The following is a 24,301-nucleotide window of genomic DNA, read 5'->3' as shown; positions in this document are numbered from 1 at the left end:
ACACTCCTTTACAAACAAAAAGGGACGCCGGTATGCGTCCCATTACGTCATTATTTTGCTTGTGCTGCTTTTTCCAAGGCTTCAATGCGTGAAACAAGTTCATTGTATTGCTCTTCCGTCCCAAAGCCGTCTTTACCAGGATCGCCCTTTTCTCCTTTAGGACCTTGTGGGCCAGCTTCACCCTGAGGACCCTGGGCACCGGTCTTTCCTTGAGGACCTTGTGGGCCTGTGTCTCCTTTCGGTCCCTGTTCGCCCGGATCGCCTTTAGGGCCTTGCGGACCTGCTGGACCTTGTGGGCCTTGTTCTCCCTGCATCCCCTTGATAAACAGAGGATTTTCTTCACTGTTTCCGCCAAGGTAAACCCGTGTTATCGGCTTTCCGTCCGTGTCTTTTTCCGATGCTGTCCATACACTTCCACTTTTATTTAGAAATTCTTCCGCCATTTTCAATCATCCTTCCCAATTATTTTTTTATTGCCCCACGTCTACTGATGACTGGTCTTCTGTGCTAGTTGTCGGTTGATTGATAGTGACAAAATAGCCGGCTTTGTCATCAGCTTTCTTCACATCGAAACGAATCGCCAGGGAAAGGACCTGTCCATAAAGATCATTTTCCACCCATTTCGCTGTGGCTTTTAATCGATTCGCAAAAAGAACAGCCCTTTTTAAATCCCCGATAAACATAACCGCGTCGCCGTCTTTTTCACCTAAAACAAGATCATCTACAACTGTGTTTGGTATTCCAAACAATACTTTTCCGGATGGGGATGAAATATTTTGCTGTAAAATGTACTGACCGTTTTTATCTTTCAGCGTATCTAAGAATTGGAACGCTGAAGAAGTTGCGACAATATCACGTTTATAGGCCTGTTTTAAATACACATTGAGAATTTTCTTAAGTTCGTCAGTTCCTGAGACTGTCATCGTTGTAAATGTGCGCAGAACTGCAGCAATTCGTGAATTACGTGTATTCCGTTCAATTTGTTGCAAATAATTTGCTACAAGAGCTGTTAAGTCAACACCCGAATCGTCAATAGCCTCCTGAGAAATTGGCAATTGACCGCGGTAAGTTACAACCTTCCACTCCACTTTCTTAAACTTTGGTTTCGCTAACTCTGGGTTTTTCTCTAATTCTTCTACAGAGTTGAGTTGAGTGCTAGCGTTCTCCAGAACTGGATAAGTACCAGATGAAGTTGTAACAGAAACGTTATTTACCATAGTACCAAGGTCAACAACGTCTTCCGGTTCCTGTTGTGGCTTAGTGATTACATCAATAGGAATCAGCACTTCTGCGCCATCAGATTTCAACCCGTCGCGTTTTTCCCCTTTTGATCGCAAAAACTCTTCAAAAGCTCTTACCTCTTCTGTCTTACCTGGTTTGATGATTGTACGGAAGCCTCCGCCATGCATTGATCTTTTCTCCTCGTCGTCTTCTTCTTTACTCCCAGCTGGTGCAGGGTTCTCCGGCTTAAGCCCGGCTAACTCTTCATACTCCGCAAGCTTTTTCTGCAGGCCGTCAAGCTCTTCTTTCATGGAAGTGATTTCACCTTTCAGAGCTGTAGCTTCGTCCAGCTTGTCTTCTTCTGCTCGTTTATGGGCTTCTGTGATTTTTGTATTAATGGCTGTTTGTTTTTGAGTAATCTGTGATCTTAGTTCCTTAATTTTTTCAGATAACATGTGTTTGCTCCTTTTCAAATAAAATAAGCACCCGGTTTTCGAGTGCTTTACAATCCCATTTTTAATAAATCCAGCTGCAGCAGCAGCTTTTCTTTTTCCGGATTCCGGTTTCTTTCCTCGTACTGCTGCAAATTCCGTTTTGCAATTGTCACGTCAGTGTCTTCATAAGCCGGATAAGTAACGACTGACACATCTGTAAGCTTTGAAATGTTTCTCAAGCTCCGCAACGGCAGGCCGGTTTCCTGGTCACGAGTAAAACTATCTCCATCCTTCCCCAGCATGAAGCCGAAAGAACAATTCGAGATATTGCCAACCCGCAGATTTTCGTATAAATCCGATGCGTACTGTGTATTCGGCAAAGTAACATCAAACCTTAAGCCAATGTCATCAACTTCAAGCTTAAGCGTGCCGGCAGACGTACGGCCAAGAATCTTGGACGGGTCATGGTCAATTAAAGCCCGCACATCGCTCATGTCTGTCTGATCCAGAGCCCTTTTATCAATCATTTCAATAAAACCACCCAAATTGTGGCTGCGGGTGCCGAACTTTAAAGCATAACCGCTAATTACTTTTGGGCCGTCATCGTCTGAATGAGCTTTTAAGGTCCCTTCCTGCGATGTTCTAATCTCTACTTCCTTAGACATTCCCCTCACCTCCTTCACCTGCTGACGAGATCGGCAGGCTCTTTGCTTTTGCTTTCTGAATCTCGTCCATCAAATCAATGTTCACATAGTTTAAACTCATGTAACGGTTGTCCCCGTTTGGTATTGGCTCGTAACCATACTCAGCCAGGGCATTATTGAGAGAGAAAATACCGTTTTGCAGCAAGGCAATAACGTTCTCACGCTTTGTTTTCGCGTCTGTTTCTCTAAATCGCCGTGTGTCGAATTGAAATTTCAGTTGTAGGTTTAAAGGATACGGCAGCATTTTGAAATTCAGTTCTGAGGCAATGGCCGTGAAATAGTTTGATAATGTATTTGTCAGATAGTCCAGGTTAGCTTGTTCCAGCGATGTATTGACTTGTTCAATACCCAGCTTATGGGCGGGCAGGCCAAACACTTTGGCGATCTGCTTTGTTGAATGCGTGTAATTATTAACAACCTCAAGCACTTTCGTATTAATTTCTAACTGGCTGAACTCCATATTTTCGTCGAGCACAACCACGCGCTGCTGATTTTTTATCCCTGAGTTTGCTTTTTCAAATTCATCACGAATCTTGTCCTTTGCTTGAGGAGACAAATGACCTTTTTTCATGTTGACAATACCGCTTAAATTGACGCCTCTTCTAAAAAAATCCGTAACAAGCCGTTTTCCAGCCTCTTGGCTTTCAATCTCATGCTTTAGACTGGAAAGAGGGCTCATCCCCGTTATACCGTCCAGGCTGAAAAATTTAATGTGCAGTACATTTTCAGGCTTCAAAACTCTTTCTTTGCCGCCAGACGGATAATACCGGTACAGTATTTCATTCCGGTCCTGCAGCTGCTCGGCATAGACTTCACTGTTCCGCATATGGATAAGCTCCAAGGGCGTTCCTTCTTTGTCCCGGATGATTTCGGCGTATGATTGTCCATTCATTAGTGCGTTAGCCACAAGAATGAATTTGAAAAAGTACCCCGAATAATAATCATTGGGTTTCTCATTCAGCAGCCTGAATAGATCAGAGTTCTTTTCTTCTACACCATTATGAGAAACCATAATTGGAGACGCCGCAATATCAGAAGATAGTGTAAGAATCGCAGTGAACACATCGCTGTTTTTTATTGCACTTACAGACGTGTAAGACAGGCCGTCCAAACCAACAATAATTTCATTGAACTCTCGTGCTCCTGGGCTCTGCTTATCTAACGATCGAAAGAATGCCACTTAATCACCTCCCTTCCTCTTCTTTTGGATTCAGTAAGAAGGCAATAAGAACGAGAAAAAGACCTGCCACAATAAAGCCGGCTACTGGATGGAGAAAGAAAACCCCATAGTCGATAACAAACAAGCCTGCCAAAAATAAAAGAGTATGCAAGTTCAACTTAATAAACTGACATACTCCCAACAAAAAGGTATTTATTTTTCCGATTTTCATGGCGCCCCCTCCTTCCCTAAAGAGTAAATTCTTCGCTTTCGTAATAAGAGTTCCAATCAAATTCCTCTTGTTTGTAATGGTACATAGCGCCCGTGTGTGCGTTCATCATTGCCGCTGCAGGGTCAATCTTTTCCCTGTATAGCGCTTTGTCAATTTGAATCGTATCATTCACTTTTTTCAGCATTGCATTGTGCATCGCCGTATCAAGTAATGGGTTCTTGCTGTGTATGATTTTTCCGTCGAATACATTCAAACGAAAATCTTTTGTTGGTTCAGATAATGTGCGAGGACCTTGACGAACTTCAATCAGCACATCTTCATAGCCATATTTCTCAATTTCATTTAAGAATAAAGAGATATTGTAAGGGTCAAAGAAGATTCCCTTTACTTGTAAATCAAATTCTTTAATATGATTGATCATATAATCCACAACCTGCTGCAGATTAATGATTCCGGATTTTTTGTCCGTAATTGTGCAGTATCCGGCTTTCGCGAGAGTACGATAGTCCAGTTTGTCACGCTCAATTTTATTATCCAGTCCACCTTTTGTTCCAACAAACGAGTGACTGTCCACATAAAATGTCTCATTTTCATCCTCTAACGGATAAATGAAGCCAAGGGCTGATAAATCATCTGTTCGTGATAAGTCAATCCCTATGTAAACCGGCTTCCCTGTAATGTCAGGCGCAGCATCCACACCGCGCTTTTTCCAATCGTTCCCGTTGATAAAGCTTTCAGAGGAAGCAGACTGCCATATATTAAAGTTTTTTACGAGTGTACCGTTTAGATCATCTTTATCAAGAGCCTCCTTCAATTTCTTGCGGAGGTTTTTCAAGATTTTCTTTTGTAGCCCCTCCACCTCAAGTAGTGGATTGCTTTTTATCCAAGTGCTTTCGTCGTAAATTTCCTCTTCGTCATCCTGTTCATAGACAATCGCAAAATAGTTTTCGTTTTCCTTACGACCACTTAGAATATCATCAACATAAGGATACTCCTGCGAATACATGGGGCCGTTCAGCTTAAATCCGGCTGTACTAATGATTAAGATAAGGCCCTGGTCCTGCTGACCTTGAGAAGACTCTAGAACTTCCATCATTTTTGTGTTGGAAGCTGTGTGATACTCGTCAAGAATCCCGATAAGAACGTTCAAACTGTCCAGGTTATCAGTATCCCTTGATAAAGGCATAATGACGCAGTCATCTTTCAGGTACCGGATTTCATTTTGTATAATCTTTGTCCATTTCCTCATGAATTTCGATTTACTTCGTATCTTCTTAAGCTGCATCGAAATCATTTTAAAGACGGTTTTCGCCTGGCCTCTTGAATTAGCTGTCGCATAAATTTGCCTGTCAAACTTAGGTGCTTCGCCGTAAATCAGCTCATACAATGATAGCCCCGCTACAAGTACAGATTTACCGCCCTTTCTCGCCATGCTTATATACGCTTTGGTGAATCGCCGAAAGCCGGTTTCTTTATTCCTCCAAGCATAGAGCATGTACACAATGAACTTTTGAAACAAAGCCAGCTTTGTGGGCTTTCCAGTTGATATATCTGGCAGCATCTCAAGAAACTTAATGACCTTTTTTGCCTTTTCTGGTCTGTATTCATATTCATAAGAAGGGTCAGCTGCTCTTTCCAAATCTCTCAGGTGACGCTGACAGGCTTTTATGACTTTCTTGCATGCCGTTATTTCTCCGCTGACAACCTTTTTCGCGTAAAGCGTGCCGGGGTCAAGATGTTCAATCTTCATCTATCGCCATTGCTCCAAACTCATCATCTTCCTCACTGTCGCTGTCGAGGCCCACGATTCGTAGACGTGAATCCAGAGACAGACCAAGCTGGCCGGCAATACCCCGGATCTCTTTAGACATGCTGTTCATTATGTCCACAGATGGATTTTTCTTTTTAACCGTCTCACCCCGGCTGTTTTTTTCAAACATGACTTGGCCGTCTTTGGCTATATCGGCCATCGCTTCTCGATACTGTGCATAGCTGTTGCAATAGATCGCAAGCAATGTCGAATCTAATTCAGAGATTGGCAAATTGATAATGTGCGGGTAGATGCGCCGCCATTCATTCTTCGCCATAGTGGACAACCAGTATGGTGGCTTTTCTTGCAAGGGCGAAAAATCTTTGAGTTTTTCTTCCTGCTGCAGACGCTCTTCCCGCTCTTCGTTGGTAATTTGTCCTTTTAACGTTTCCGTTAATTGTTTTCGTCTCGCCAATCAAAACCACCACCTTTCGTCCAAAATACATCACATAAATTTCGGTAAAATCAGCGAACGACAAAAACGCCGATCAACTCATACGAGATAAGGGATCGCGCGTAATATTTCAGTATTCAAAATCCGGCTAAAATAGCAAATCTCAAAATTTCATTTCAACATTTTTTACAAAGTTGAGGGGGCGCCGATACCCAGGAAAAATTTTTTGGTACCCGGTTAAAGTTCGGGGGGACTTAAAGCGACAAAATTAATGCTGTAGTGGAAATAATGACGCTGATACCACTCGCAATAATTCCGATCAAATGAAACGTTCTGTTGCTCATCTAATTACCTTCTCCTTTCCCAAATGTGACTTGGTTATGATGATACTGACATAGCACCTCAAGATTATTTAAATCAGTACGTGCCTGATCATCGTTTAAAACGTCTCTAAGCTCTTTGAACTTGTGATGGACTACTAACCTATGAGACTTATTTAAACGTCCCTGTGAGGCACAGACGGCACAATGATAGTTGCTTTCTCTAAGCTTCTGTTCACGAAGAAGCTTCCACTCTCTCGAATGGTAGTAAGAATAGAGTTCATTGTTCTCCCTGTTGTATCTCACATCTTTGTTGTACTGCTTGTCAGCATAGCCCTCGTGCTTCTCACAATAGCGCTGTGCCCAGTCCACATAGTTACGGCAGGCTGGCGCGTTACATCTTTTTAACGGCAGGACTATCACTCCCTTTCCTTTTAACAACTAGAAAAATATAACACTTCAATTCCCAAATACGATATAATTTAACCAGGAGGTGATAAATATGTCTGATATTACTACTAAACCAACCCCTATTCAGCGTAATCCACTGGATGTTGCAACTGAACTAACACAGTTACATATTAGAAAGTTTGAAGTTGTAACAGAAGAGGACATTGCTAATACATTCGCAAAATACTATGCTTTAGCTGCTAAGCTGAATAGAACTCACCCTGATTCCTTAGTGAATCTTATTCCTGAAGAAATCAAATCTAAGTTAAAAAAATAATGACTCGTGCCATCTATACCTTATGGTGTAGATGGTTTCTTTTTTAAATTTATCACTCCTATCATATTCTTTCTAAACTGCCACCGTACTCAAGCCGTTAACCGCCAATTGTCTATCCTGAGATTTACCGGAAGCAGTTTACAGAGAATATAAAAAAGCACCCCAATAGGATGCTTAGTTTTGCTGTTTTATACGGACCGGATTTAACCTACTAGAGCGCGGAAAATTGGTCTCATATTTTCTATTTACTGCATTGATTATTAAACTTGAAGACTGACTAATTGGCATAGTGTCTATAGATATATCTTGCTCATCTAGTTCAATCTCAAAGTCCAGACTTTCTTTAAGATGTTTTACTGTTCCTGTGACTATCATCTAATCACCTCCCACTTTATTATCGGTGAAAGAAAAGGACAAAGGAACAATTTGCAGAATTTGTCGAAAAAAAGTTTAATTCCTCCTTACGCTAATAGCTTAATTGAATTGATCTTACACATACTTCGAGAGGACGCCAAGTATAGTAAGACCGATCAATGAAATACGATATTACTATCCTCCCGATACGGACGCCTCAGACTAGCTGCTATCCAGGCTCAGAATGTTCCTCTCGTTTTGGCTTCATTCCTCAACACCTTTGTTCCGTATCCGAATTCGTCTTGATAAGGGAAAGACGCATCTCCCGTATATTTTGATAAGTTTTATTTATCGCATTTCGTTGATAGGTAAAGTTTATCGGGATTTCAAACATAAATAGTCTCCTTTTTTGGGCCCCTTTTTGTATCCTTAAAAGTCCGTTTTTTGTCCAAAAGAAAAAGCACTCAGATAATTCCAAGTGCTGTAGCAAGGCGGTATATCGCCCTTTTTTTCAGTTCGTAATAAGTGTTTTTCTTGATGCCCAAATCCATATATATGCTTATGTCCTTTACTGCAGATGCTGTAAGATACTTCTTCTCAATGATTAAACGTTCTAAGTCATCCAGACTATTTTGTAACGCCCGTTCCATCTGCTTTACCTTTAGCTCATTGATATTATGAGAATCCCTAAGAGAAGGAAAAAGACTCATGCCCGCGCTTTCGCATTCTCTCTTGTTTTCAATTTGTACTTTTAAGGCTCTATAATCTTTTAACTCTTTGATAACTATTTTTCTTACGGCTCTTGCATCCACTGGACTCATAAATGAAAGCTGTTCTGCTGTCATGTTAATTTCTCCAATCTTGCTTTAACTGCCTCCATTAAAGCATTTTGCCCGACGGCTTTACCCTCTAAAGCCCGCATAACATCTTCATCCACAGTGCCCTCTGTGACAAGATGGTTCACGATTACACTATGTTTTTGCCCTTGACGGTCAAGTCTTGCATTTGCTTGCTGATACAGTTCAAGACTCCAAGTCATCCCAAACCATACAATGATATGGCCTCCATCCTGTAAATTTAGTCCGTGCCCTGTAGATGCTGGATGTGCTAAAAGCATTTCAATTTTTCCTTTGTTCCAGTCACCTATCTCTTTGCTGCTGTCTAACGTCTTTGCCTTCTTAAATTTTTGCTGAATGCGTTCAAGATCGTGCTTGTATGAATAAAAGACAAGAATAGGCTTGCCGTTGGCTGCTTCCACTATGTCCTCTAAAGCATTTAGTTTTTCATCATGAAGTTTTTGAATTTCTCCATTTTCGTCATATACGGCACCGTTCGCCAGCTGCAATAGTTTGTTTGAAAGAACTGCTGCAGTATCAGCCACAACATCGCCATCTAAAAATGGAAGAAGCAAATCCTTTTCAAGTTGTTTGTATTTCGCTTTAATTTTGTCAGGCATTCGTACTTTCACAACATTGTCTATTCGTTCAGGCAGTTCAAGCCAGTCTCTAGCCTGCATACTAATGCAAATGTCAGACACTTTTTTATGAATGGCTTCTTCGGCTCCTTCTCTAAGCTTCCAGCTGTATATAACAGTTCTATTTCTTTGATCAGGCTGAAAGTATTTCTCCCTATAACTGGTGACGGTTTTGCCCAATCGTTCTCCCTGATCTAACAAATACATTTGCGGCCATAAATCAATCAAACTGTTTGGGGCGGGCGTTCCTGTCAGGCCCACAATTCTTTTTATAAATGGTCTAACTTTCTTCAAGGCCCGGAACCGTTTTGCCTTAGATGATTTAAAGCTGGAAAGCTCATCTATCACCACCATGTCAAAGGGCCATTCTTTGCCATAAAAATTAACAAGCCATTCAACATTTTCACGGTTAATAACGTATATGTCAGCTTTAGTATCTAGGGCCATAATTCTGGATGATTCAGGGCCCAATACCTTCGATACTTTTAAATGGGAAGTGTGGTCCCATTTTTCTGTCTCTCTTGACCAAGTATCTTCTGCCACCCTTAAAGGCGCGATTACCAAGACCTTTGATACATCAAAATAATCATACAGGAGGTCCGATACTGCTGTTAATGTACTTACGGTTTTCCCCATCCCCATATCAAGAAATAGACCTGCTGCCTCAGTTTCTATAATGTGTTTGATCGCATGCTCTTGATATTGATGTGGTTTGAACTCCATGAAATGCCCTCCTAACAAAAGCTTTTACTGTATCTGTAGAATCTAATACTCGAACCTCAAAGCCCAAGGCTTCTAAATCCTTTTTTCGTTTCACTTGTAAAGGCCTCAACTTTTCTCCTGGCGCTTTCATTTCCGCAAAGACAGCCCTTCCCCCAGGTAAAAGCACAAGCCTATCAGGCACCCCAGATAAACCTGGGGATACGAATTTCATCGCCTTGCCTCCATACCTTTCAACCTCCCGTTTGAGAAGTCGCTCTAATTGACTTTCCTTCAAAACTGCCTTCACTCCTTTTAACCGGTATCCATAGTTGCCATAATTGCCATAGCCTATCTATGTTCATGAAATAAAGAGATTATAGAGATTTTCTTACGTGTGTACGCTATATTCTTTTATTTTTATATTTATATAGATAATATGGATACCATGGATACCAATATAGGCTGGACCCTTGATACTGCTGGATTTATTACGGTATCCATACTCTTAAATTATGGATACTAGTATGGATACCATGGATACCGGATTTAGATTTACCTAAATTAGTATGGATACCGTTAATTCACTCTTACAAAAGCTCTTTGTACGCCATATAAACGCCCAAATTTCATCCTGCCCCGGCTCTCAGTGTATGGCGCCCAGCCAGGAAGCCTTCGCAAAATATCGTTTATCTCACGAGCCTGAATAGGGGTCATTTGCTTAGGGTCGCCCCCAAATAGTTCAACCCACACCTCCATGGCACAAACTCTTTCACGCTTAACGGTCCCTTTCGTCTCTCCATCGAAGTCGTAACCTTGTAGAAAATTCCTTCTTTCGCTAATGTCTTTTTTGTCCCAATCTTCGGGAAGAAGAGTGTTTAAATATTCCTCAATCAGGCCAGCTTTTGCACTGTCTTCGGTGTGAAGCTCTTGGGCTTCTTTGGCGGCCTCTTCTAACTCGCCTGTGAGATAAAGGGGCTCTTTTTCGTGCCAACAATCAACGGCCTCAGCCCATATCTGGTCAATCTCATATTGGTTAAGGTCTTTCCAAATGCTTTTTGTTCTTTCCTGTGCTGCCACAACAACGGGCCAAAAGCGTCGGTTCCCTGTACGGTCTTTCAAGAAAGTCACATCGTTAGTAGAACCAAAGAAAACGCACTGTCTCGGGAAAACAGATATTTGTCGGCCGTATGCAACCCTATAGCTGTCCTCCTGTTTGGAAATAAAGTGCTTTACTGCCTCAGCTTCTGCTTTTCGGGTCGCAGACAATTCGGCAAGCTCTATCAGCCAGGCACCTTGCAATTGTTCATAGGCTTCTTTCCCTTGAACTGTTGTAATTGAGTCAGAATGCCAACCCATTCCAAGCTTTTTAATGATGAAGCTTTTCCCCACACCCTGGGGCCCTACCATGACCAGAACGTTATCAAATTTCACGCCTGGCTTAAGAACACGTCCAACGGCCGCAGTGAAAATCTTTCGAGTAACGGCCCGGACATACTCCGTATCCTCAGCGCCCAGGTATTCAATAAAAAGCGTGTCAAGACGGGGCAGCCCGTCCCATTCTAAGCTGTTTAAATAATCTTGCACCGGATGAAATTTATTTTTCCCTTGAACCTCCATTAAGGCATCATGAACCTTGCCTTGTCCGGAAATTTTATAGATTGTCTCTAAGTAGTTTCTTAAAGAGGCATCGTCCCTGTCCGTCCAGTAATCTCCCTCCGATAATTTACGCCAAGGCAGATCACCCAAAACGGCAGCCCTATGTGAAAAGTCATTCCATGCGATTTTCCCAGCAAGCCGGGGGTCATTCTGCAGAATCAAGATAATGTTTTTGGCCGTCGAAAGAACATCACCATTTTTCTTTACGTCCAGATGCTCCAACCAATCCATGTCCGAATCTTCAACAACCCCAAACTCTTCACTCGCCTGGGCCAGCTTTTCTTGCCCGATTGTGCGTTTTACATTTTTATCATTTAAAGCAAAATCCGACATAGCCGTGAATGATGGCAGACGAACAACCGGCGTATTTGGGTCAGCTTCTTCATCACGCATACCAAACTTATGGATTCTAACTAAATCGAAAGCATTGACTAAAAGACCTCCGACCGGATCCGTCCCGTGATGGGAATATGCAAATTTTTCGTCGTCGTAGAGAATTAAACCGCCATTAGTGGACCCTTCTTTATAAGTGAAACGCCCTGGCCCAGCTTCTTCATAAACATCAGATAAAAACGTTTCAATTGCTTCCGGAATCGAATATGTTCGGCAGAAGGCTCCGACCATTCCATTTTTCTCATGAGGGTCACCTTGCTTATCCGCAAGCTTTTGCCGGCTTTTTTGAATCCTGGATGATTCCGGCCAATATGATGGGTCGGTCCAGTCTTCATAGCTGGCTAGAACTTCATCGGGGTCAAGCCAGGCTTCATCTTGTAATTTAAAAACGTATTCGCCGTCTTTAGACGTTGACGGCCAGTACATCAAACGGTGAGGCTGATAAGTCGTGTCATCGAAAAAATCAATACCGATATCAGCTGCTAGTTTGCGGGATACTGCCTGGTATTCATCAGGTGTAACGGCCCGTCTTAACGGAATCACTAGCCTCAAGCGAGGCGTTTCTTTGCTGTGCTTATGTGTTGAATAGGCTGCACATGCAAAGTCGTACATCATTTCTACTGACGCCCAGAGATCGCCTTTTATGAAATCGGCGTCTAGGGTGACAATTTGACGCCAGGCTACTGTATCTGTTTTCCGGCGACCACCTTTTAAAGAGCCCCCAACAAACCCGCCAACATCTTTTATTTGGTCCTGCTGTGACTTGGACATCTTTTTATATTCGGCATAGGTTTCATTCGTGTAATTTGGTGTTGATAATTTTCTCAGCAGATCGGACCATAGCATGTCTTTATTTTTCCAAGCCTTATCCCAACGGTTGCGCCCAATTGCTATGGTGATAGACCCGTCATGCTGCACTCGATTTTTTAAAGCTGTTTCCATCACCGGACACTCCCCCTTTTCATTCTGCTAAAGGTACTAATTTTCGAGGCTGTTCAAGTACGCCTTCTAGAGTATTTAAAACTGATTCAAAGCGCTCATTACCCCAGGGCCCATAAATTTTATTTTTGATGATCAAAATAAACTCGGTTTCGGTCCCGATGCAGCCAAAATCGCCAAGTGAATAATTTTTAATAATAGCCATCACTTACCATCCCTTTCTATCCAATCGAAGTATTCTGATTCCTTCTTCCTCACTGAGAATAAAAGCCCGAATAAGGCTATTAGACTTCTTATAAAATTCATAATCTCAGCCCCTGCTATTAATCTTTTTTATAGTAATCTGTGACAAAGCCGTCCGCGGTCAAGGGTAGACCCTTAGCCCAAGAAATAGGCTCTCCCATAATGGCCTCTACTTTCCCTAATTCATTTTTCCCACGGGGAACATCCAGGACAGCTTCATCATGAACGTGCATGACAGTTTTATAGCCAGCATTGTCTAAACGCATAAGGGTAATAGCCAGACAATCCCGTGCAGTTGCCTGAACGATATTCTCGACAAGCTTGCCGCCGTATGTGTTCAACCGCCCCCACTTACCAGACTCAAGTTTCCCCTCATACGTAAGTGCTTCTTTACCGAAGCGCTCATCCAGTTCAAGTTTTGGCTTCGCATATGCCAGGCGTCTGCCTGACGGTAGCTGTACAAACAAAATGCCGGCTTCATATAAGAAAGTTAGGCCGTGCTGAAGCTTAACTGGCTTTCTCTCTTTAACTGCTTTAATTGCCGCGGCTTCTACGTCATACCAGAACTTAACTATCTTTTTGTTTGCTGTCCGCCAAGCTTTTACAAGCTCAGGAAGTTCATCCTCTGCTAAGCCCATGTTTAGGGCACCCATCTGAATAAGCGCACCTTTTCCGCCCTGGTAGCCTAAAGCTAATTCGGCCACTTTACCTTTTTGTCTTAATGGGCTGCCTTTAGTGATTGACTCAACCGGAACTTTGAACATTTGTGCTGCCGAAGCCTCGTAAATCTTCCCGTGAGTGTTGAACACTTCCAAACGCCATTCTTCTCCTGCAAGCCAAGCAATTACACGGGCCTCGATGGCCGAGAAGTCAGAGACATAAAACTCATTACCTTCTGACGGGATAAAAGCTGTTCTAACAAGCTGAGATAGTACAAAAGGAACTTGACCATAAAGCAATTCGATCGCTTCATAGTGCCCGGCCTTCAATAAGTTCCTGGCTGTGTCCAGGTCCTCTATCTTGTTTTGTGGCAAATTCTGAACTTGAACCAAACGTCCGGCCCATCTGCCAGTACGGCTGGCCCCGTAAAATTGAAGTAAGCCGCGAACACGATTATCAGGGCAAAGAGCTTTCTCCATTGCCAGATACTTTTTAACTGAGGTTTTCGCCATTTCTTGCCTTAATCTCAAAACCCTGTGAACAGTTTCATCGTTTGTGTTTTCAATAAGTTCCTCGATTTTGTCTTTAGCTAGACTGGAAACAGTAAGTCCCTTCTCTTCAAGCCACTTTTTTAATTGCGCTGTACTGTTTGGGTTGGGCAGACCGGTCAACTTCTTAGCCTCTGCCATTAAACCGGCCTGATATTGTTCATCGCAGGCTATTGCATGCTTGACCAGGTCCACGTCTATCCGAACGCCTCTATCATTTATTTCTTGATCTAACGCCCATAATTTATGTTCAGACTCCAAAGGTTCAAACTTGGAAATACGGTTTTTGATTGCACGTTCCACTTCAACATCCTGGACACAATAGTCTTTAAATTTCTCCCATTTCTCCAGGTCGTGTTCGGGTAGATTCCTAACCCTTTGCCCATTCGCCTTGGTTGGTTTACATGGAACTGAAAAGTAACGAATGAGGGCTTTCCCTTCCTTGTCCTTCTGTTCCGATAGTTTTAGCGCCTTTGCCACCCCGTCTAGATTCCCAGGAAGCCCTAAAGTCGTAGCGTGGACAGCTGTACACCTCCACTGCGCCGGAATCTGCATTAAATTAAAATGCTTTGCAATACACGTTCTTTCAAAGTTAGCGTTATATGCTGTCTTGATTACCTTCGAACTTGTCAGCGCCACAAGCACCTCATGCGGTAGCGTATCTCCCTGGGCCAGATCAATTATTTTTACAGGGTCATTATCGAAAGCATAAGCAAACAACAAAATTTCAAAGTCAGGAGCTTCTGTGTACGCATAAACGCCTGCTTTTAAAAGATCAACGCTTGAGAATGTTTCTATATCAATTGATAAAGTTTTCAATTAGAAGCCCGCCTTTTTTGAAAAAATAGCCCGTTTACATCCCCGTATTTTTCTTGGAAAGCTTTACGGCCGAGTTCGGCAACCTCTTTACGAGTTCTAAGGGGTGTAACTGCAGCTTCATAAGGGTCCATTCCGCAGTTATTGACCCGGTTAATATAGGTCAGGTATTTAATGCCATTCGACTCAGCAAGAGCTATCAACTCAGGGGAATGGCGATAGTGTTTATTACGAGACGAATGCTTTTGTACTTTTTTCATGTTCTCCCTCACGTCAGATGCCGGGGTTGTCGCGGCCTTTTCTTCATCCCAGCCCAGCCTATTCACACGGGCAAAAAATAAGTTTCGGTGAATTCCGTTTGATACTGCAACATCAGCCCATTTTGACTTTGGCTTGCGTTTTTTTACTGGTGTTGTTATAGCCCTTTCTTTATCCCATCCTGAGAAACGTATTCTTCTTTCAAGGCGTATTTTGTCAATACCGTTTTTAGCTGCCCGTTCATATTCTTGAGGTGTGATATACCAGTCTGATGGATTAAACATGTTTTCACTCCCAATCTATTAAAAAGGGGAAACTCTCGTCTCCCCTCATAGTTCTTTTAATCTAAAAAGCTTTCGTCATCATCTTCGAAGTCATCAACTGCATCAAAGTCATCTTGAGCTCGTGAGCGACCGCCTAGGTAATCCCCGTCCTCAAGTTTTTGGATGTTATTTAAACCGCAAGCAATCCCTTTGTTTCCGGCTGTGTTGAACGCGTAGAAGTTAATTGAAACGCGGCCGTAGCAACCACTGTAAAGTTCTTCTGAATCAATAATGTCATTTAGGTGTTTATCCACAATGCCTGGTTTAGTCTTGCTTGAAGCATTCAAGAAATAGCAGCCTGCATATTCCTCCTGGTCTGGTCTTTCTTCATCCCCATCGCGCAAAGGTGTTTTGAGGTTTGCTGGGATTTTACCGCCCCATTTGCTAGCACCAGCTTGTTTAGCTGCTTCAATTGCGGCTTTGATTTTTCTTAATGTGTCTTTATCAGTTTTCGGAATAAGAATTGCAGTGCTGTATTTTGGCTCTTGGCCGTCCTCAATTGCATGAGGTTGAAAAGCATGAAGATATGAAAAGCGCACCTTTCCTGTTACTACCTTTGTGTTTGTGTTTTTGTTAACTGCCATTTTGCATGTCTCCTTTTGATTTGAGTTTTTATTTGAAATCAGCTATTGCTGATTCAGTTGAATTTAGTTCAGGCCGTTTGTCCGAATCAGGGACAAGAGTTGGCTTCCCTGCCGGTTTTATAACCAGGTCTTGCAGTAATTCATTAAATGCTTTTTTGCCAATACTTTTTTCTAAAGCTGATACTCCCAGAACCTCCGGTTTTGTAAGCACTTGTTCCGGTTCGTAGCCTTCGGCCAAGAGAGTATTTTTCACTGCATCTTTGTCCGCATATTTGCGGTTGCTTCTTCCCTCAACAAGTTTCCAGCCAGGTATCTTCTCCCCATGATGTTCGGCTTGTGCTAGGGAATAATCTTGTACATCCTTAACCCACCTTTTGAGCTCTTCTGCTTCGTAGAGGATTGCCCCTAGGTCCTCCTTTGATAGAAGCTCAGGCTTTTGAAAATCAAACCGCGCTAACTCTAGATTTTTCTTAGCCCTTGCTGCACAGGTCGCTTTTGCCCTGCAGAATCTGCAGTGTTCACCGGCTTCAAAGTCACCCTCACCCTTCCAGGCCATTTGCGCCCGGGGTTTAACAAATTCATTGGCCCATGCCATAAGCTCAGATACTGATAGCTCATATGTAGATACGCTATCTAGTCGCGGCTGTACAATCGTCATGCGAACAAATTCGATGTCATATAGAGTGCCAAATTGATTTAGTGCCCCTAATGCATAGAGCATCATTTGAGTGTTCTGTTCTGCTTCCACGGGTACGCCTTTCCCATATTTCAGGTCTATCACTTCCATAACTTCATCAGCTATGATCAAAGCGTCACCGGTCCCAAAGCCTTCGGGAACCCACTCGCTGAAATCTAAGCGCTGTTCAAGTAAGATAGTCGCGTCGCCTTTGTCAGCCTCAAGAGCATTAAATTTTTCAATCACTAAATCTGAATAGGTCGTGACATATTCCAGCATTGAATCAGAATATAACTCATGCTTTTTTAGCTTGTTTAGTCGTCTCGTCCGGGTAGCTTTAGAAATTTGCCCAGTGTGATATTGAAGCAACACCTCTGACACTTCGTGTGCCAGGGTCCCTTCTTCTGCAAACTCGCTTGTCGTTTCTTCGAACTGATCTTCTAAACGAGCGCTTGGCGTACAGGTTAGCCAGCGTTTTGAGCCCGATGCAGATAACTTTGCGTGGGCTCTATCAGCATGCCCCTGCGTCATAGCTGTTCCGCCAGTTCAAGTAATTCCGCATAATGCTCTTTTGGAACCTCGGTCAGCTTTTTAGCGCCGTATTTCGCGAATAGCTGCTTTATCTCGGCTTGTTTGCCTTCCTGGGATTTTTCAGCCAACTTTTGGCGAACAACTTTAATATCAATTTCTTGCGCATCCCCCTGGGCTGCTTTCTGAGGTGCTTCGGTTTCAGGCTTTGCAGGCTCCTTTTTAACTTCAACCGGCTTTTTCTCTGCAGGTTTTTCCTTTTCAACCTTAGCCTCAGTAGCCTTATTGACGGTTAAAGGGCTGGCAGAAAGTGCGTCTGCTAATGCTTGGAGCGATTTAGCAAGCTCCGGTGCTTCAATTTTTAAAGTGATATTCATAAATAAAACCTCCTATTTTTGATTGCGGAAAGCCGCAATTTCTTTCTTTTTTGCTTTGCGAATTTTTAGCTTGTAATCCTCTTCCTCGTATTGGCAGTCTTCAACCTGGGCCGCAGTGACTTTGCCCTTTTCAACGAGTTCAGCAATCGTGATAGGATTTAACTTTGACGCTGGCAGGCCTACGATATTTCCAAGCTTTGCCTTATCGAATTTAGTAGAGACTTTTTTGACGGCTTCGATTATCGTCGCCTTGTCATCACGGTACACAAGTACAGGACCGTTCTGTCTTAAGAAAGCGACCAAACGAGCTGTCCGAGCGTTAATACTTGAAGCTAGTGCCGAACGGTCTTTCTTTGCCTGGTTAAGGTCTTGGAAAAACGCGTTCGCTTGAGAAACTGAGCTAATGGCTGACATGGTAAAACCTCCGGTTTCATATTTTTGGTCCGCGTGTTATAATTGCGGCGTTATTTGTTTTACAATGGGTCGCCTCGGCAAAGGCGGCTTTTTACACTGTAGGTCTTGCTACAAGATAAGCCCTGCAGTATTTAAGCATTTGGTTGTGAGAAAAATCCGCAATTTTGGGTTTATTCATTTTTCGCATCTTCTGCTCAAATTCAGCGAAGAAGGCTGCAAGTTCAATTGCCTTTTCCCTTTGCATTTGAACCCCCTCCTTTCTCCAAGGCTTCTTTTTCAAGCAACCTTGGAACTGATAGCTTCATAAAAAACTCATAAAGCTTGTCTTCTACATGTGCCGGAAGCTCTTTCATATCCACCCTCCTTAACTACTTGTATTTCCGTCATTTTTAACACATTTAAATCCAGATTTATAAAAATCGCTATTCTGGAAAGTGTCTTTGTGCTCGGTAGATATCTTCCGTTTTCGATGTCAGAAAGGTAAGTCCTAGACAGGCCCAGTGCCTTCGCCATTTCTGTCTGCTTCAAGTGCCTTTCTTTCCTTTTATGCTTGATTAAAGCTCCAAGCTTTTTCCCATCCAGCATGTTTATCACCTCCCGTTAAGGTATGGCTAAATTGTACGGTATTCACGACATTTTGTAAAAGTCGAAATATGACGAAATTCAAGCATTTTAAAGATTTAGAGAGTATTTAGCTTGTATTTCCGTCATTTTGCTAAAAAATACTTGTATTTCCGTCATTTTTAGTATTGTATTTCCGACATTTGGGTACTATAATTGTGTCATACTAAACGACACGCGACACAATGGGAGCTTTTTAGGCCTTACTGTGTTGTAAAGGAGATAAAATCATGACTGTAGGGCAGAGAATTAAAGCTATTAGGAAGGAACGGAAGTTAACTCAAGTACAACTGGCTGACAAGGCAAATCTTTCTCGTTCATACCTTGCAGATATTGAAAGAGATAGATACAACCCAAGCCTTTCCACTTTGGAATCTGTAGCAGGGGCACTTGGTGTGCAAGTCTCTGCAATTGTTGGTGAAGAAAACCTTATAAAAGAAGAGCCTGCAGAATATAACGCTAAAGAAGAAAAAGACATTGCAAAGCGTATGGAGGAAATAAGAAGGGACTTAGAGAACTCGGACGGACTAAGCTTCTCTGGTGAGCCTATGAGTCCCGAAGCCGTTGAGTCTCTCATGGAAGCAATGGAGCACATCGTTCGTCAAACACAAAGAATCAATAAGAAATACACACCAAAGAAATACAGAAAAGACGATCAAGAATAGGGGGCCTTATACTTTGATAAAAGCAGCTGTGCAAAAACTAATTAAAAAGTATAAAACCAGTAATCCTTATGAACTTGCATCATATCTAAATATTAATGTCATTCAATGGGATTTACACCATGAAATAATGGGGTTTTATAAATACGACAAAAGAAACAAATACATCGTTATTAATTCAAACTTAAGCCAGGGTAAAAAAACATTTGTCTGCGGTCATGAACTTGGGCACGCACAATTACACCCTCGCGCTAATACCCCATTCATGAAAGAGCATACTCTTTTCTCAGTTGATAAGGTGGAAGTTGAGGCAAACACTTTTGCCGTTGAACTTCTTCTACCAGATTGGGTTATAAGCCAGTACAAAAATACGAATTTTACCCTAAAAGATGTCGCTGTGATGAATGGGGTGCCTGCAGAGCTAGCGCATTTAAAGGATTTATCCGAGTTTAAAAATTTTTAACCTCAAAACAGAACATATGTTTCTAGAAAGGAGCTTCACTTGAATCTAATGGAGGAAAGCAACCAAAAGAGTGTCGGGATATACGTTAGGGTTTCGACAGAAGAGCAAGCAAAGGAAGGCTATTCAATAGCTGCCCAAAAGGAAAAACTAAAAGCCTATTGCGTTTCCCAGGGATGGGCAAACTATAAATTTTATATAGACGAAGGAAAATCAGCTAAAGATATACATAGACCGTCACTGGAATTAATGCTCAGACATATAGAACAAGGCATAATTAACACAGTTCTAGTCTATAGGCTCGACAGGCTGACTCGGTCTGTTCGTGACCTCTACTCTCTTTTAGACTACTTTGACAAGTACAATGCCGTTTTCAGGTCCGCCACTGAGGTCTATGATACGGGGTCAGCAACTGGCCGTCTTTTTATCACGTTAGTTGCTGCCATGGCTCAATGGGAAAGAGAGAATTTAGGGGAACGGGTAAAAATGGGCCAAGTCGAAAAGGCTCGACAGGGACAATATAGTGCTCCTGCCCCTTTTGGTTTCACAAAAGAAGGTGAGTACCTGGTCAAGAATCCTCAAGAGGGTGAAATACTCTTAGATATGATTGATAAGATCAAAAAAGGTTATTCACTTAGAGAATTGGCAGACTATCTCGACGAATCTGATGCTATGCCTAGAAGGGGATATAAATGGCATATAGCCTCTATACTCGTAATGTTGAAAAATCCGGTACTGTACGGCGCTTTTCGGTGGGGTGATGAAATAATTGAAGATGCTTTTGAGGGCTATATCTCTAAAGAGGAATTTGATCAGCTACAAAAAATATTACACGACCGGCAAAATTTTAAGAAAAGAGAAACCTACTCAATTTTCATATTCCAAACAAAAATAATCTGCCCAAATTGCGGAAATCGGCTTACAAGTGAGCGCTCTAAGTATTTCAGGAAAAGAGACAATAAACACGTTGAAAGTAATCATTATAGGTGCCAAGCTTGTCTTTTGAATAAACGCCCCACTATTGGGGGCAGTGAAAAAAAATTTGAAAAAGCTTTAATTGAGTATATGCAAAATTTAAAACTTAAGCGTGTACCGAAAATACCGGAAGAGAAACAACAGGACTATGAAAAGCTTCATCAAAGAATAATCAGTATTGAAAAACAAAGAAAAAAATATCAAAAAGCTTGGTCTATGGATTTAATGACAGACCAAGAGTTCGAACAGTTGATGTCAGAAACTAAAGAAGCTTTACAAAAAGCAACTGCTGAACTCGAAAAAGAGCAGATTTCCCATCCCCCTAAAAAGCCTATTGATATTGAACGAGCTAAAGAGCTAGTAAGGATGTTTAAAGAAAACTGGTCTGTCCTTACTAGTGAAGAGAAAAGACAATTTGTCCAAGAAATGATAAAACAAATTGAATTCGAGAAGAAAGACGGTAAAATCAAGGTTTTAGACATTCAATTTTATTAGTGTTTATGTAAAGTATGAGCAGACAAAATGCTCCTGGGTTAAAAAGCGCATATCCTCCATGACAAGATTAGCGCCGTCTTCCGGTGAGCGAATAACGAAATGTTCTTCGTTGGCTAATTTATGAATCCGGCTTCCAAGCTCAACTGCAGCCAGTATTTGAATCGCTTTTACCATACCGATTCCCGGGATGCTTGACAGCTCTTCAACCGATGCTTCCTTGAGCAGACGCAGCCCGTCAAATGAGCGCAGCAGCCGGTTTGACAGGTCCAAAACAGATTCGTGTTTAGTCCCTGTCCGCAATAATATAGCCAAAAGTTCATGATTCGCTAAGTTCTCGGCTCCGACTTTCAGGAGCCGTTCTCTTGGCTTTTCTTTCATTGGGAAATCTTTGAGTTTTAATGGCAGATCTTGTATGACCAAGCACTCCTTTTCTTTCCCTTCCCGTTTATAGAACCGTCATGCCCTTATATCAAAATGGCGAAGAGCTCTCATTGTTTTTGATATAGGAAGACCCATGACTGAATAATAATCTCCGTCTATTTTCTTTACAAAAAGCGCGCCTCTTCCTTGGATGCCGTATGCACCTGCTTTATCCATCGGCTCTTTTGTTTCAATATACGTCCAAATCTCTTCTTCACTGAGGGACCAAAACGCAACTTCTGTCTTATCATAAAAAGTCTCGCTGTGATTTTCAGCTTGAATGCTGACCGCGGTTATTACTGAGTGACTTCGGCCTGAAAGCCTCCTCAGCATAGAAGCAGCTTCTTCTTGATCCTGCGGTTTGCCAAGGCATTCGCCGTCAAGGCATACCATTGTATCAGCACCGATAACGATTGCATGCGGGTGGAGATCAGCTACAGCCTTAGCTTTTTGTTTTGCCAACCATTGGACGTTTTCTTCTGGTGAAAAGTTTCGATTTAATTTTTCTTCTACTTCACTGACAATAATGGAGTAGGGCAGCTGGAGAAGATCGAGGAGTTCTTTCCTGCGCGGAGATTGTGATGCAAGTATTAGCGGTTTTGTCATGTTCGTCATCCTTTCAGGGTTTGCTTAAGAAAAAAAGATACTCGTTTATCCTACCAAATCACGAGGCTTGTCACAATTTCAGAAAAATAACTTTTTCATGACAAAATAAAAAAAGCCTGTCACTAAAGGACGAAGGCTCAGGGCACTATCTCTTATTTTACGACGGCTAACAGCTCCTGCTGAGCCTTCCACCCGGCTTCAGCACTTGGATCTTCTAATTCCTTTAAAGCCTGCAAAATCGCTTTTTTCTCTCCTGTTTCTGACGCTTTTGTTTCACCAAGCGACTTTTCTATTTTCTCTACACTCGCTTTTGTAATGTCTTCGCCGAGAATCGCCTTTGCTGCAAGCTCCGCTGTTTCCTTAAAAGAATCTGTCATATCTGACTCTATTGATAAGGAAAGCTCCTTGCCTCCCCAGGCTTCAAAATCACTGTCGATTAAAACCTGTCCTAACTGCTGTGAGACATCCTTATCAGTGGCTAAGCCCGCGATGACATACGTATACCCATCATCCTTTGACAGTGACACGGCGGAATATCCTTTTTCGGTCAATTGTTCTGTTAACGTTTCGGCGCCCTTTTCATTTGAAAATTTTCCGGCTTGCACAGCGTATGTTTTGTATGTACCTTCAGTTTGTGCTGCTTGTTTTTCTGCGCCTGAGGTTTGTTTATCAGCAGAAGTATCTCCGGCTTTTGCCGTTTGGCTGCCCAGAGAATCCTCTAAAGAGGCCGGTGCTGACGCTTCTTTATTCCCCGATATGCTTAACGCGAATAGCCCTAATCCAGTGCCAATGACAGCCGCGAAGGCAATCGTCGCAGCCACTCTTTTTACTGGTTTGGCAGTCCCGGTCTTTCCTTTTGCATAAGACTTTGTTTTTTTCTTTTGATAAGGAGGAACAACTTTGGGGTCCTCTTTAAACACCTTGTCCTCCTCGGAATCCCAATTAAATTCATCTTCATCAGGATGTTCCTGGGATGCCGCAACCTCTTGTTCTGCCTGTCTTTTTTCCTCCCAATTTGAGAATGTCATGCTTTTATCTGCCTCTGTATCTGGTGTCTCTTGTTCGTAAACCGTCTCTTCTTTTCCATTAATCGTCACCTTGAGGGCTTTTTCTGCGGCTTTACTGTTTTTTTTATTCTTTCTTTTTTTCATTTCCGCTTCCTCCCTTCATTTGCTTGACCGTTCTTGTCGGCTTTTCATGCTACACACTTTAGCACAGGCAAAGAAAAAAAGAACAAGACTTTTGTCGCCTTGTCCAAAAAACGTTCGTCAAATTTTTCAGCAGTCAGCCCAATGCCATTTTGATATAAAAAGAAATGATAGAGTCACCGTATAAATAGGCCAAAATGCTCCCTGCGGCTATAGCGGGGGCGAAGGGAAGCGGCTGCCTTTTAGCGAGTCTACCAGTCAGAACAGCTGCCACTCCATATAATGCACCTATCAAAACAGAAAAGAAAAAGGCAGCTGCCAGCATTTTCACACCAAGCACAAAGCCAATCACCGCAAATAATTTAATATCTCCTCCCCCTACTCCCCCATGGGTGATTGCGGCAATTACAGCCAGAAATAGAAATCCAGCTGCCGCACCTAGCAGGCCTGCACACCAGGAATCAAGCGGAGAAATCAATCTCGCGGCCGCCAAAAAGGGAAGAAAGAAAATCAATATTCGATTTGGAATCAGCATAAAATGAATATCTGTCACTGCAACAATAATGAGAAGAGAGATAAACACCACAGCGGGAAACAGTTCCAGCGACGGGCCAAAGCGTATTCCTGCGGCGGCAAATAAACACGCTGTCACAAGCTCTGCTGCGGGATACATAAAAGAAATCCTATGCCCGCAGCTTTTACATTTACCTTTTTGAAATAGGAATGACAGGATGGGAATTAATTCTGCAGGAGTTAATGTCCGCCGGCAAAACGGGCATGATGAACGGGGCGCAATAATAGATAGATGTAAGGGGATACGGCACCCGGCCGTATAGTAAAAAGAACCAAGGATCAGCCCAAAGATAATAAGAATGGATAGCATAGACAACACACCTTTACTCATTGAGTTCTGGTATGGATTGTAGCAAAATGGACATCCTGAGCTCCAATTGGGAATATTCAATTTT

General features: G+C 42.4%; 29 protein-coding genes and 1 pseudogene. 4 read left to right on the top strand and 26 right to left on the bottom strand.

Annotation, left to right across the window (positions count from 1 at the left end):
- Window positions 1-50: 50 nt before the first annotated feature.
- The 8 genes from M1D94_RS07070 to M1D94_RS07035 form a co-directional block, all read right to left on the bottom strand.
- Window positions 51-443: a collagen-like protein gene (locus M1D94_RS07070; RefSeq protein WP_046160695.1), complete on the bottom strand. Its 393-nt coding sequence runs from the start codon at window positions 441-443 to the stop codon at window positions 51-53.
- Window positions 444-470: 27 nt separating this feature from the next.
- Window positions 471-1,676, bottom strand: coding sequence for a phage major capsid protein (locus tag M1D94_RS07065; RefSeq protein WP_456270468.1), 1,206 nt, complete (start codon window positions 1,674-1,676; stop codon window positions 471-473).
- Between the two features lie 47 nt (window positions 1,677-1,723).
- Window positions 1,724-2,320: an HK97 family phage prohead protease gene (locus M1D94_RS07060; protein ID WP_014479869.1), complete on the bottom strand. Its 597-nt coding sequence runs from the start codon at window positions 2,318-2,320 to the stop codon at window positions 1,724-1,726.
- The gene (locus M1D94_RS07055; protein ID WP_010329623.1) at window positions 2,313-3,539 is read right to left on the bottom strand and encodes a phage portal protein; all 1,227 of its coding nucleotides are present in this window, start codon (window positions 3,537-3,539) and stop codon (window positions 2,313-2,315) included. The genes M1D94_RS07060 and M1D94_RS07055 overlap by 8 nt, the downstream gene beginning before the upstream one ends.
- A gap of 4 nt (window positions 3,540-3,543) precedes the next feature.
- Window positions 3,544-3,750: a hypothetical protein gene (locus tag M1D94_RS07050; protein WP_014479867.1), complete on the bottom strand. Its 207-nt coding sequence runs from the start codon at window positions 3,748-3,750 to the stop codon at window positions 3,544-3,546.
- A gap of 16 nt (window positions 3,751-3,766) precedes the next feature.
- Complete coding sequence (locus M1D94_RS07045; protein WP_046160697.1) at window positions 3,767-5,500, bottom strand: terminase large subunit; 1,734 nt, start codon at window positions 5,498-5,500, stop codon at window positions 3,767-3,769.
- A complete protein-coding gene (locus M1D94_RS07040) occupies window positions 5,490-5,975 on the bottom strand; it encodes a phage terminase small subunit P27 family (protein WP_122060541.1) in 486 nt (161 codons plus the stop codon). Before M1D94_RS07040 ends, M1D94_RS07045 begins: the two co-directional genes overlap by 11 nt.
- A gap of 323 nt (window positions 5,976-6,298) precedes the next feature.
- Window positions 6,299-6,697 (bottom strand): HNH endonuclease, encoded by a 399-nt coding sequence (locus tag M1D94_RS07035; RefSeq protein ID WP_456270467.1) that lies wholly within the window; start codon window positions 6,695-6,697, stop codon window positions 6,299-6,301.
- Window positions 6,698-6,776: 79 nt separating this feature from the next.
- On the opposite strand from M1D94_RS07035, the gene M1D94_RS07030 reads away from it, so the two are divergent.
- The gene (locus M1D94_RS07030) at window positions 6,777-7,001 is read left to right on the top strand and encodes a hypothetical protein (protein ID WP_456270466.1); all 225 of its coding nucleotides are present in this window, start codon (window positions 6,777-6,779) and stop codon (window positions 6,999-7,001) included.
- Window positions 7,002-7,175: 174 nt separating this feature from the next.
- Here the strand turns inward: M1D94_RS07030 and M1D94_RS07025 are convergent, their stop codons facing one another.
- The 14 genes from M1D94_RS07025 to M1D94_RS06960 form a co-directional block, all read right to left on the bottom strand.
- The gene (locus M1D94_RS07025) at window positions 7,176-7,376 is read right to left on the bottom strand and encodes a hypothetical protein (protein WP_456270465.1); all 201 of its coding nucleotides are present in this window, start codon (window positions 7,374-7,376) and stop codon (window positions 7,176-7,178) included.
- A 443-nt stretch (window positions 7,377-7,819) separates the two neighbouring features.
- Window positions 7,820-8,200 (bottom strand): ArpU family phage packaging/lysis transcriptional regulator, encoded by a 381-nt coding sequence (locus tag M1D94_RS07020; RefSeq protein ID WP_042975080.1) that lies wholly within the window; start codon window positions 8,198-8,200, stop codon window positions 7,820-7,822.
- On the bottom strand, window positions 8,197-9,552 hold the full coding sequence (locus M1D94_RS07015; RefSeq protein ID WP_042975079.1) for a DEAD/DEAH box helicase: 1,356 nt from the start codon (window positions 9,550-9,552) through the stop codon (window positions 8,197-8,199). Before M1D94_RS07015 ends, M1D94_RS07020 begins: the two co-directional genes overlap by 4 nt.
- Entirely contained in the window at window positions 9,494-9,826 is a 333-nt protein-coding gene (locus tag M1D94_RS07010) for a VRR-NUC domain-containing protein (protein WP_063124472.1), read from the bottom strand. The genes M1D94_RS07015 and M1D94_RS07010 overlap by 59 nt, the downstream gene beginning before the upstream one ends.
- A gap of 281 nt (window positions 9,827-10,107) precedes the next feature.
- Window positions 10,108-12,522: a virulence-associated E family protein gene (locus tag M1D94_RS07005; protein ID WP_042975078.1), complete on the bottom strand. Its 2,415-nt coding sequence runs from the start codon at window positions 12,520-12,522 to the stop codon at window positions 10,108-10,110.
- 19 nt (window positions 12,523-12,541) lie between these two features.
- Window positions 12,542-12,724, bottom strand: coding sequence for a hypothetical protein (locus M1D94_RS07000; protein ID WP_042975077.1), 183 nt, complete (start codon window positions 12,722-12,724; stop codon window positions 12,542-12,544).
- Window positions 12,725-12,842: 118 nt separating this feature from the next.
- Complete coding sequence (locus M1D94_RS06995; RefSeq protein WP_456270464.1) at window positions 12,843-14,789, bottom strand: DNA polymerase; 1,947 nt, start codon at window positions 14,787-14,789, stop codon at window positions 12,843-12,845.
- Window positions 14,786-15,328 carry a hypothetical protein gene (locus M1D94_RS06990; RefSeq protein WP_046160703.1) on the bottom strand — a complete coding sequence of 181 codons (543 nt, stop codon included), beginning with the start codon at window positions 15,326-15,328 and terminating at the stop codon, window positions 14,786-14,788. The genes M1D94_RS06995 and M1D94_RS06990 overlap by 4 nt, the downstream gene beginning before the upstream one ends.
- 56 nt (window positions 15,329-15,384) lie before the next feature.
- Complete coding sequence (locus tag M1D94_RS06985) at window positions 15,385-15,951, bottom strand: DUF2815 family protein (RefSeq protein WP_042975072.1); 567 nt, start codon at window positions 15,949-15,951, stop codon at window positions 15,385-15,387.
- 28 nt (window positions 15,952-15,979) lie between these two features.
- On the bottom strand, window positions 15,980-17,158 hold the full coding sequence (locus M1D94_RS06980; protein WP_456270463.1) for a DUF2800 domain-containing protein: 1,179 nt from the start codon (window positions 17,156-17,158) through the stop codon (window positions 15,980-15,982).
- Window positions 17,155-17,532, bottom strand: coding sequence for a hypothetical protein (locus M1D94_RS06975; protein ID WP_095374956.1), 378 nt, complete (start codon window positions 17,530-17,532; stop codon window positions 17,155-17,157). Before M1D94_RS06975 ends, M1D94_RS06980 begins: the two co-directional genes overlap by 4 nt.
- A 12-nt stretch (window positions 17,533-17,544) precedes the next feature.
- The gene (locus tag M1D94_RS06970) at window positions 17,545-17,946 is read right to left on the bottom strand and encodes a hypothetical protein (RefSeq protein WP_042975065.1); all 402 of its coding nucleotides are present in this window, start codon (window positions 17,944-17,946) and stop codon (window positions 17,545-17,547) included.
- 91 nt (window positions 17,947-18,037) lie between these two features.
- The gene (locus M1D94_RS06965; protein WP_179289453.1) at window positions 18,038-18,190 is read right to left on the bottom strand and encodes a hypothetical protein; all 153 of its coding nucleotides are present in this window, start codon (window positions 18,188-18,190) and stop codon (window positions 18,038-18,040) included.
- Window positions 18,191-18,258: 68 nt separating this feature from the next.
- A complete protein-coding gene (locus tag M1D94_RS06960) occupies window positions 18,259-18,531 on the bottom strand; it encodes a helix-turn-helix transcriptional regulator (protein ID WP_095374955.1) in 273 nt (90 codons plus the stop codon).
- Window positions 18,532-18,797: 266 nt separating this feature from the next.
- Between M1D94_RS06960 and M1D94_RS06955 the strand changes: the two genes are divergently transcribed.
- From M1D94_RS06955 to M1D94_RS06945, 3 genes are read left to right on the top strand one after another with little or no spacing between them, the layout of a single operon-like run.
- Window positions 18,798-19,232, top strand: a complete 435-nt coding sequence (locus M1D94_RS06955) for a helix-turn-helix domain-containing protein (RefSeq protein WP_041345303.1) — start codon at window positions 18,798-18,800, stop codon at window positions 19,230-19,232.
- 13 nt (window positions 19,233-19,245) lie between these two features.
- Window positions 19,246-19,692, top strand: coding sequence for an ImmA/IrrE family metallo-endopeptidase (locus M1D94_RS06950; protein WP_041345305.1), 447 nt, complete (start codon window positions 19,246-19,248; stop codon window positions 19,690-19,692).
- 48 nt (window positions 19,693-19,740) lie between these two features.
- Entirely contained in the window at window positions 19,741-21,159 is a 1,419-nt protein-coding gene (locus tag M1D94_RS06945) for a recombinase family protein (protein WP_042975137.1), read from the top strand.
- 12 nt (window positions 21,160-21,171) lie between these two features.
- On the opposite strand, the pseudogene radC reads toward M1D94_RS06945, so the two are convergent.
- The 4 genes and pseudogenes from radC to M1D94_RS06925 all read right to left on the bottom strand — a co-directional run.
- Window positions 21,172-21,579 (bottom strand): annotated as a pseudogene (radC, locus tag M1D94_RS06940) (RadC family protein); the annotation flags it as partial.
- 36 nt (window positions 21,580-21,615) lie between these two features.
- Entirely contained in the window at window positions 21,616-22,185 is a 570-nt protein-coding gene (locus M1D94_RS06935; RefSeq protein ID WP_004398496.1) for a Maf family nucleotide pyrophosphatase, read from the bottom strand.
- A 152-nt stretch (window positions 22,186-22,337) separates the two neighbouring features.
- Complete coding sequence (gene spoIIB, locus M1D94_RS06930) at window positions 22,338-23,336, bottom strand: stage II sporulation protein SpoIIB (RefSeq protein ID WP_133954274.1); 999 nt, start codon at window positions 23,334-23,336, stop codon at window positions 22,338-22,340.
- Between the two features lie 133 nt (window positions 23,337-23,469).
- Window positions 23,470-24,216: a prepilin peptidase gene (locus M1D94_RS06925; protein ID WP_163116893.1), complete on the bottom strand. Its 747-nt coding sequence runs from the start codon at window positions 24,214-24,216 to the stop codon at window positions 23,470-23,472.
- Between the last annotated feature and the right edge of the window lie 85 nt (window positions 24,217-24,301).

The sequence above is a fragment of the Bacillus sp. JZ109 genome (assembly GCF_053903135.1).
The sequence above is the reverse complement of the archived record's forward strand: the minus strand, read 5'-3'. Positions and strand labels throughout refer to the sequence as shown.

Excerpts from the sequence above, each read along its gene's own strand:
- M1D94_RS06985 (WP_042975072.1), bottom strand. The coding sequence starts at position 15,951 with ATGGCAGTTAACAAAAACACAAACACAAAGGTAGTAACAGGAAAGGTG.
- M1D94_RS07005 (WP_042975078.1), bottom strand. The coding sequence starts at position 12,522 with ATGGAAACAGCTTTAAAAAATCGAGTGCAGCATGACGGGTCTATCACC.
- M1D94_RS06955 (WP_041345303.1), top strand. The coding sequence starts at position 18,798 with ATGACTGTAGGGCAGAGAATTAAAGCTATTAGGAAGGAACGGAAGTTA.
- M1D94_RS07025 (WP_456270465.1), bottom strand. The coding sequence starts at position 7,376 with ATGATAGTCACAGGAACAGTAAAACATCTTAAAGAAAGTCTGGACTTT.
- M1D94_RS07000 (WP_042975077.1), bottom strand. The coding sequence starts at position 12,724 with ATGGCTATTATTAAAAATTATTCACTTGGCGATTTTGGCTGCATCGGG.
- M1D94_RS06975 (WP_095374956.1), bottom strand. The coding sequence starts at position 17,532 with ATGAATATCACTTTAAAAATTGAAGCACCGGAGCTTGCTAAATCGCTC.
- M1D94_RS06980 (WP_456270463.1), bottom strand. The coding sequence starts at position 17,158 with ATGACGCAGGGGCATGCTGATAGAGCCCACGCAAAGTTATCTGCATCG.
- M1D94_RS07060 (WP_014479869.1), bottom strand. The coding sequence starts at position 2,320 with ATGTCTAAGGAAGTAGAGATTAGAACATCGCAGGAAGGGACCTTAAAA.
- M1D94_RS06990 (WP_046160703.1), bottom strand. The coding sequence starts at position 15,328 with ATGTTTAATCCATCAGACTGGTATATCACACCTCAAGAATATGAACGG.
- M1D94_RS07070 (WP_046160695.1), bottom strand. The coding sequence starts at position 443 with ATGGCGGAAGAATTTCTAAATAAAAGTGGAAGTGTATGGACAGCATCG.
- spoIIB (WP_133954274.1), bottom strand. The coding sequence starts at position 23,336 with ATGAAAAAAAGAAAGAATAAAAAAAACAGTAAAGCCGCAGAAAAAGCC.
- M1D94_RS07030 (WP_456270466.1), top strand. The coding sequence starts at position 6,777 with ATGTCTGATATTACTACTAAACCAACCCCTATTCAGCGTAATCCACTG.
- M1D94_RS07050 (WP_014479867.1), bottom strand. The coding sequence starts at position 3,750 with ATGAAAATCGGAAAAATAAATACCTTTTTGTTGGGAGTATGTCAGTTT.
- M1D94_RS06945 (WP_042975137.1), top strand. The coding sequence starts at position 19,741 with ATGGAGGAAAGCAACCAAAAGAGTGTCGGGATATACGTTAGGGTTTCG.
- M1D94_RS06925 (WP_163116893.1), bottom strand. The coding sequence starts at position 24,216 with ATGCTATCCATTCTTATTATCTTTGGGCTGATCCTTGGTTCTTTTTAC.
- M1D94_RS06935 (WP_004398496.1), bottom strand. The coding sequence starts at position 22,185 with ATGACAAAACCGCTAATACTTGCATCACAATCTCCGCGCAGGAAAGAA.
- M1D94_RS06960 (WP_095374955.1), bottom strand. The coding sequence starts at position 18,531 with ATGCTGGATGGGAAAAAGCTTGGAGCTTTAATCAAGCATAAAAGGAAA.
- M1D94_RS06965 (WP_179289453.1), bottom strand. The coding sequence starts at position 18,190 with ATGCAAAGGGAAAAGGCAATTGAACTTGCAGCCTTCTTCGCTGAATTT.
- M1D94_RS07045 (WP_046160697.1), bottom strand. The coding sequence starts at position 5,500 with ATGAAGATTGAACATCTTGACCCCGGCACGCTTTACGCGAAAAAGGTT.
- M1D94_RS07020 (WP_042975080.1), bottom strand. The coding sequence starts at position 8,200 with ATGACAGCAGAACAGCTTTCATTTATGAGTCCAGTGGATGCAAGAGCC.
- M1D94_RS06970 (WP_042975065.1), bottom strand. The coding sequence starts at position 17,946 with ATGTCAGCCATTAGCTCAGTTTCTCAAGCGAACGCGTTTTTCCAAGAC.
- M1D94_RS07015 (WP_042975079.1), bottom strand. The coding sequence starts at position 9,552 with ATGGAGTTCAAACCACATCAATATCAAGAGCATGCGATCAAACACATT.
- M1D94_RS07065 (WP_456270468.1), bottom strand. The coding sequence starts at position 1,676 with ATGTTATCTGAAAAAATTAAGGAACTAAGATCACAGATTACTCAAAAA.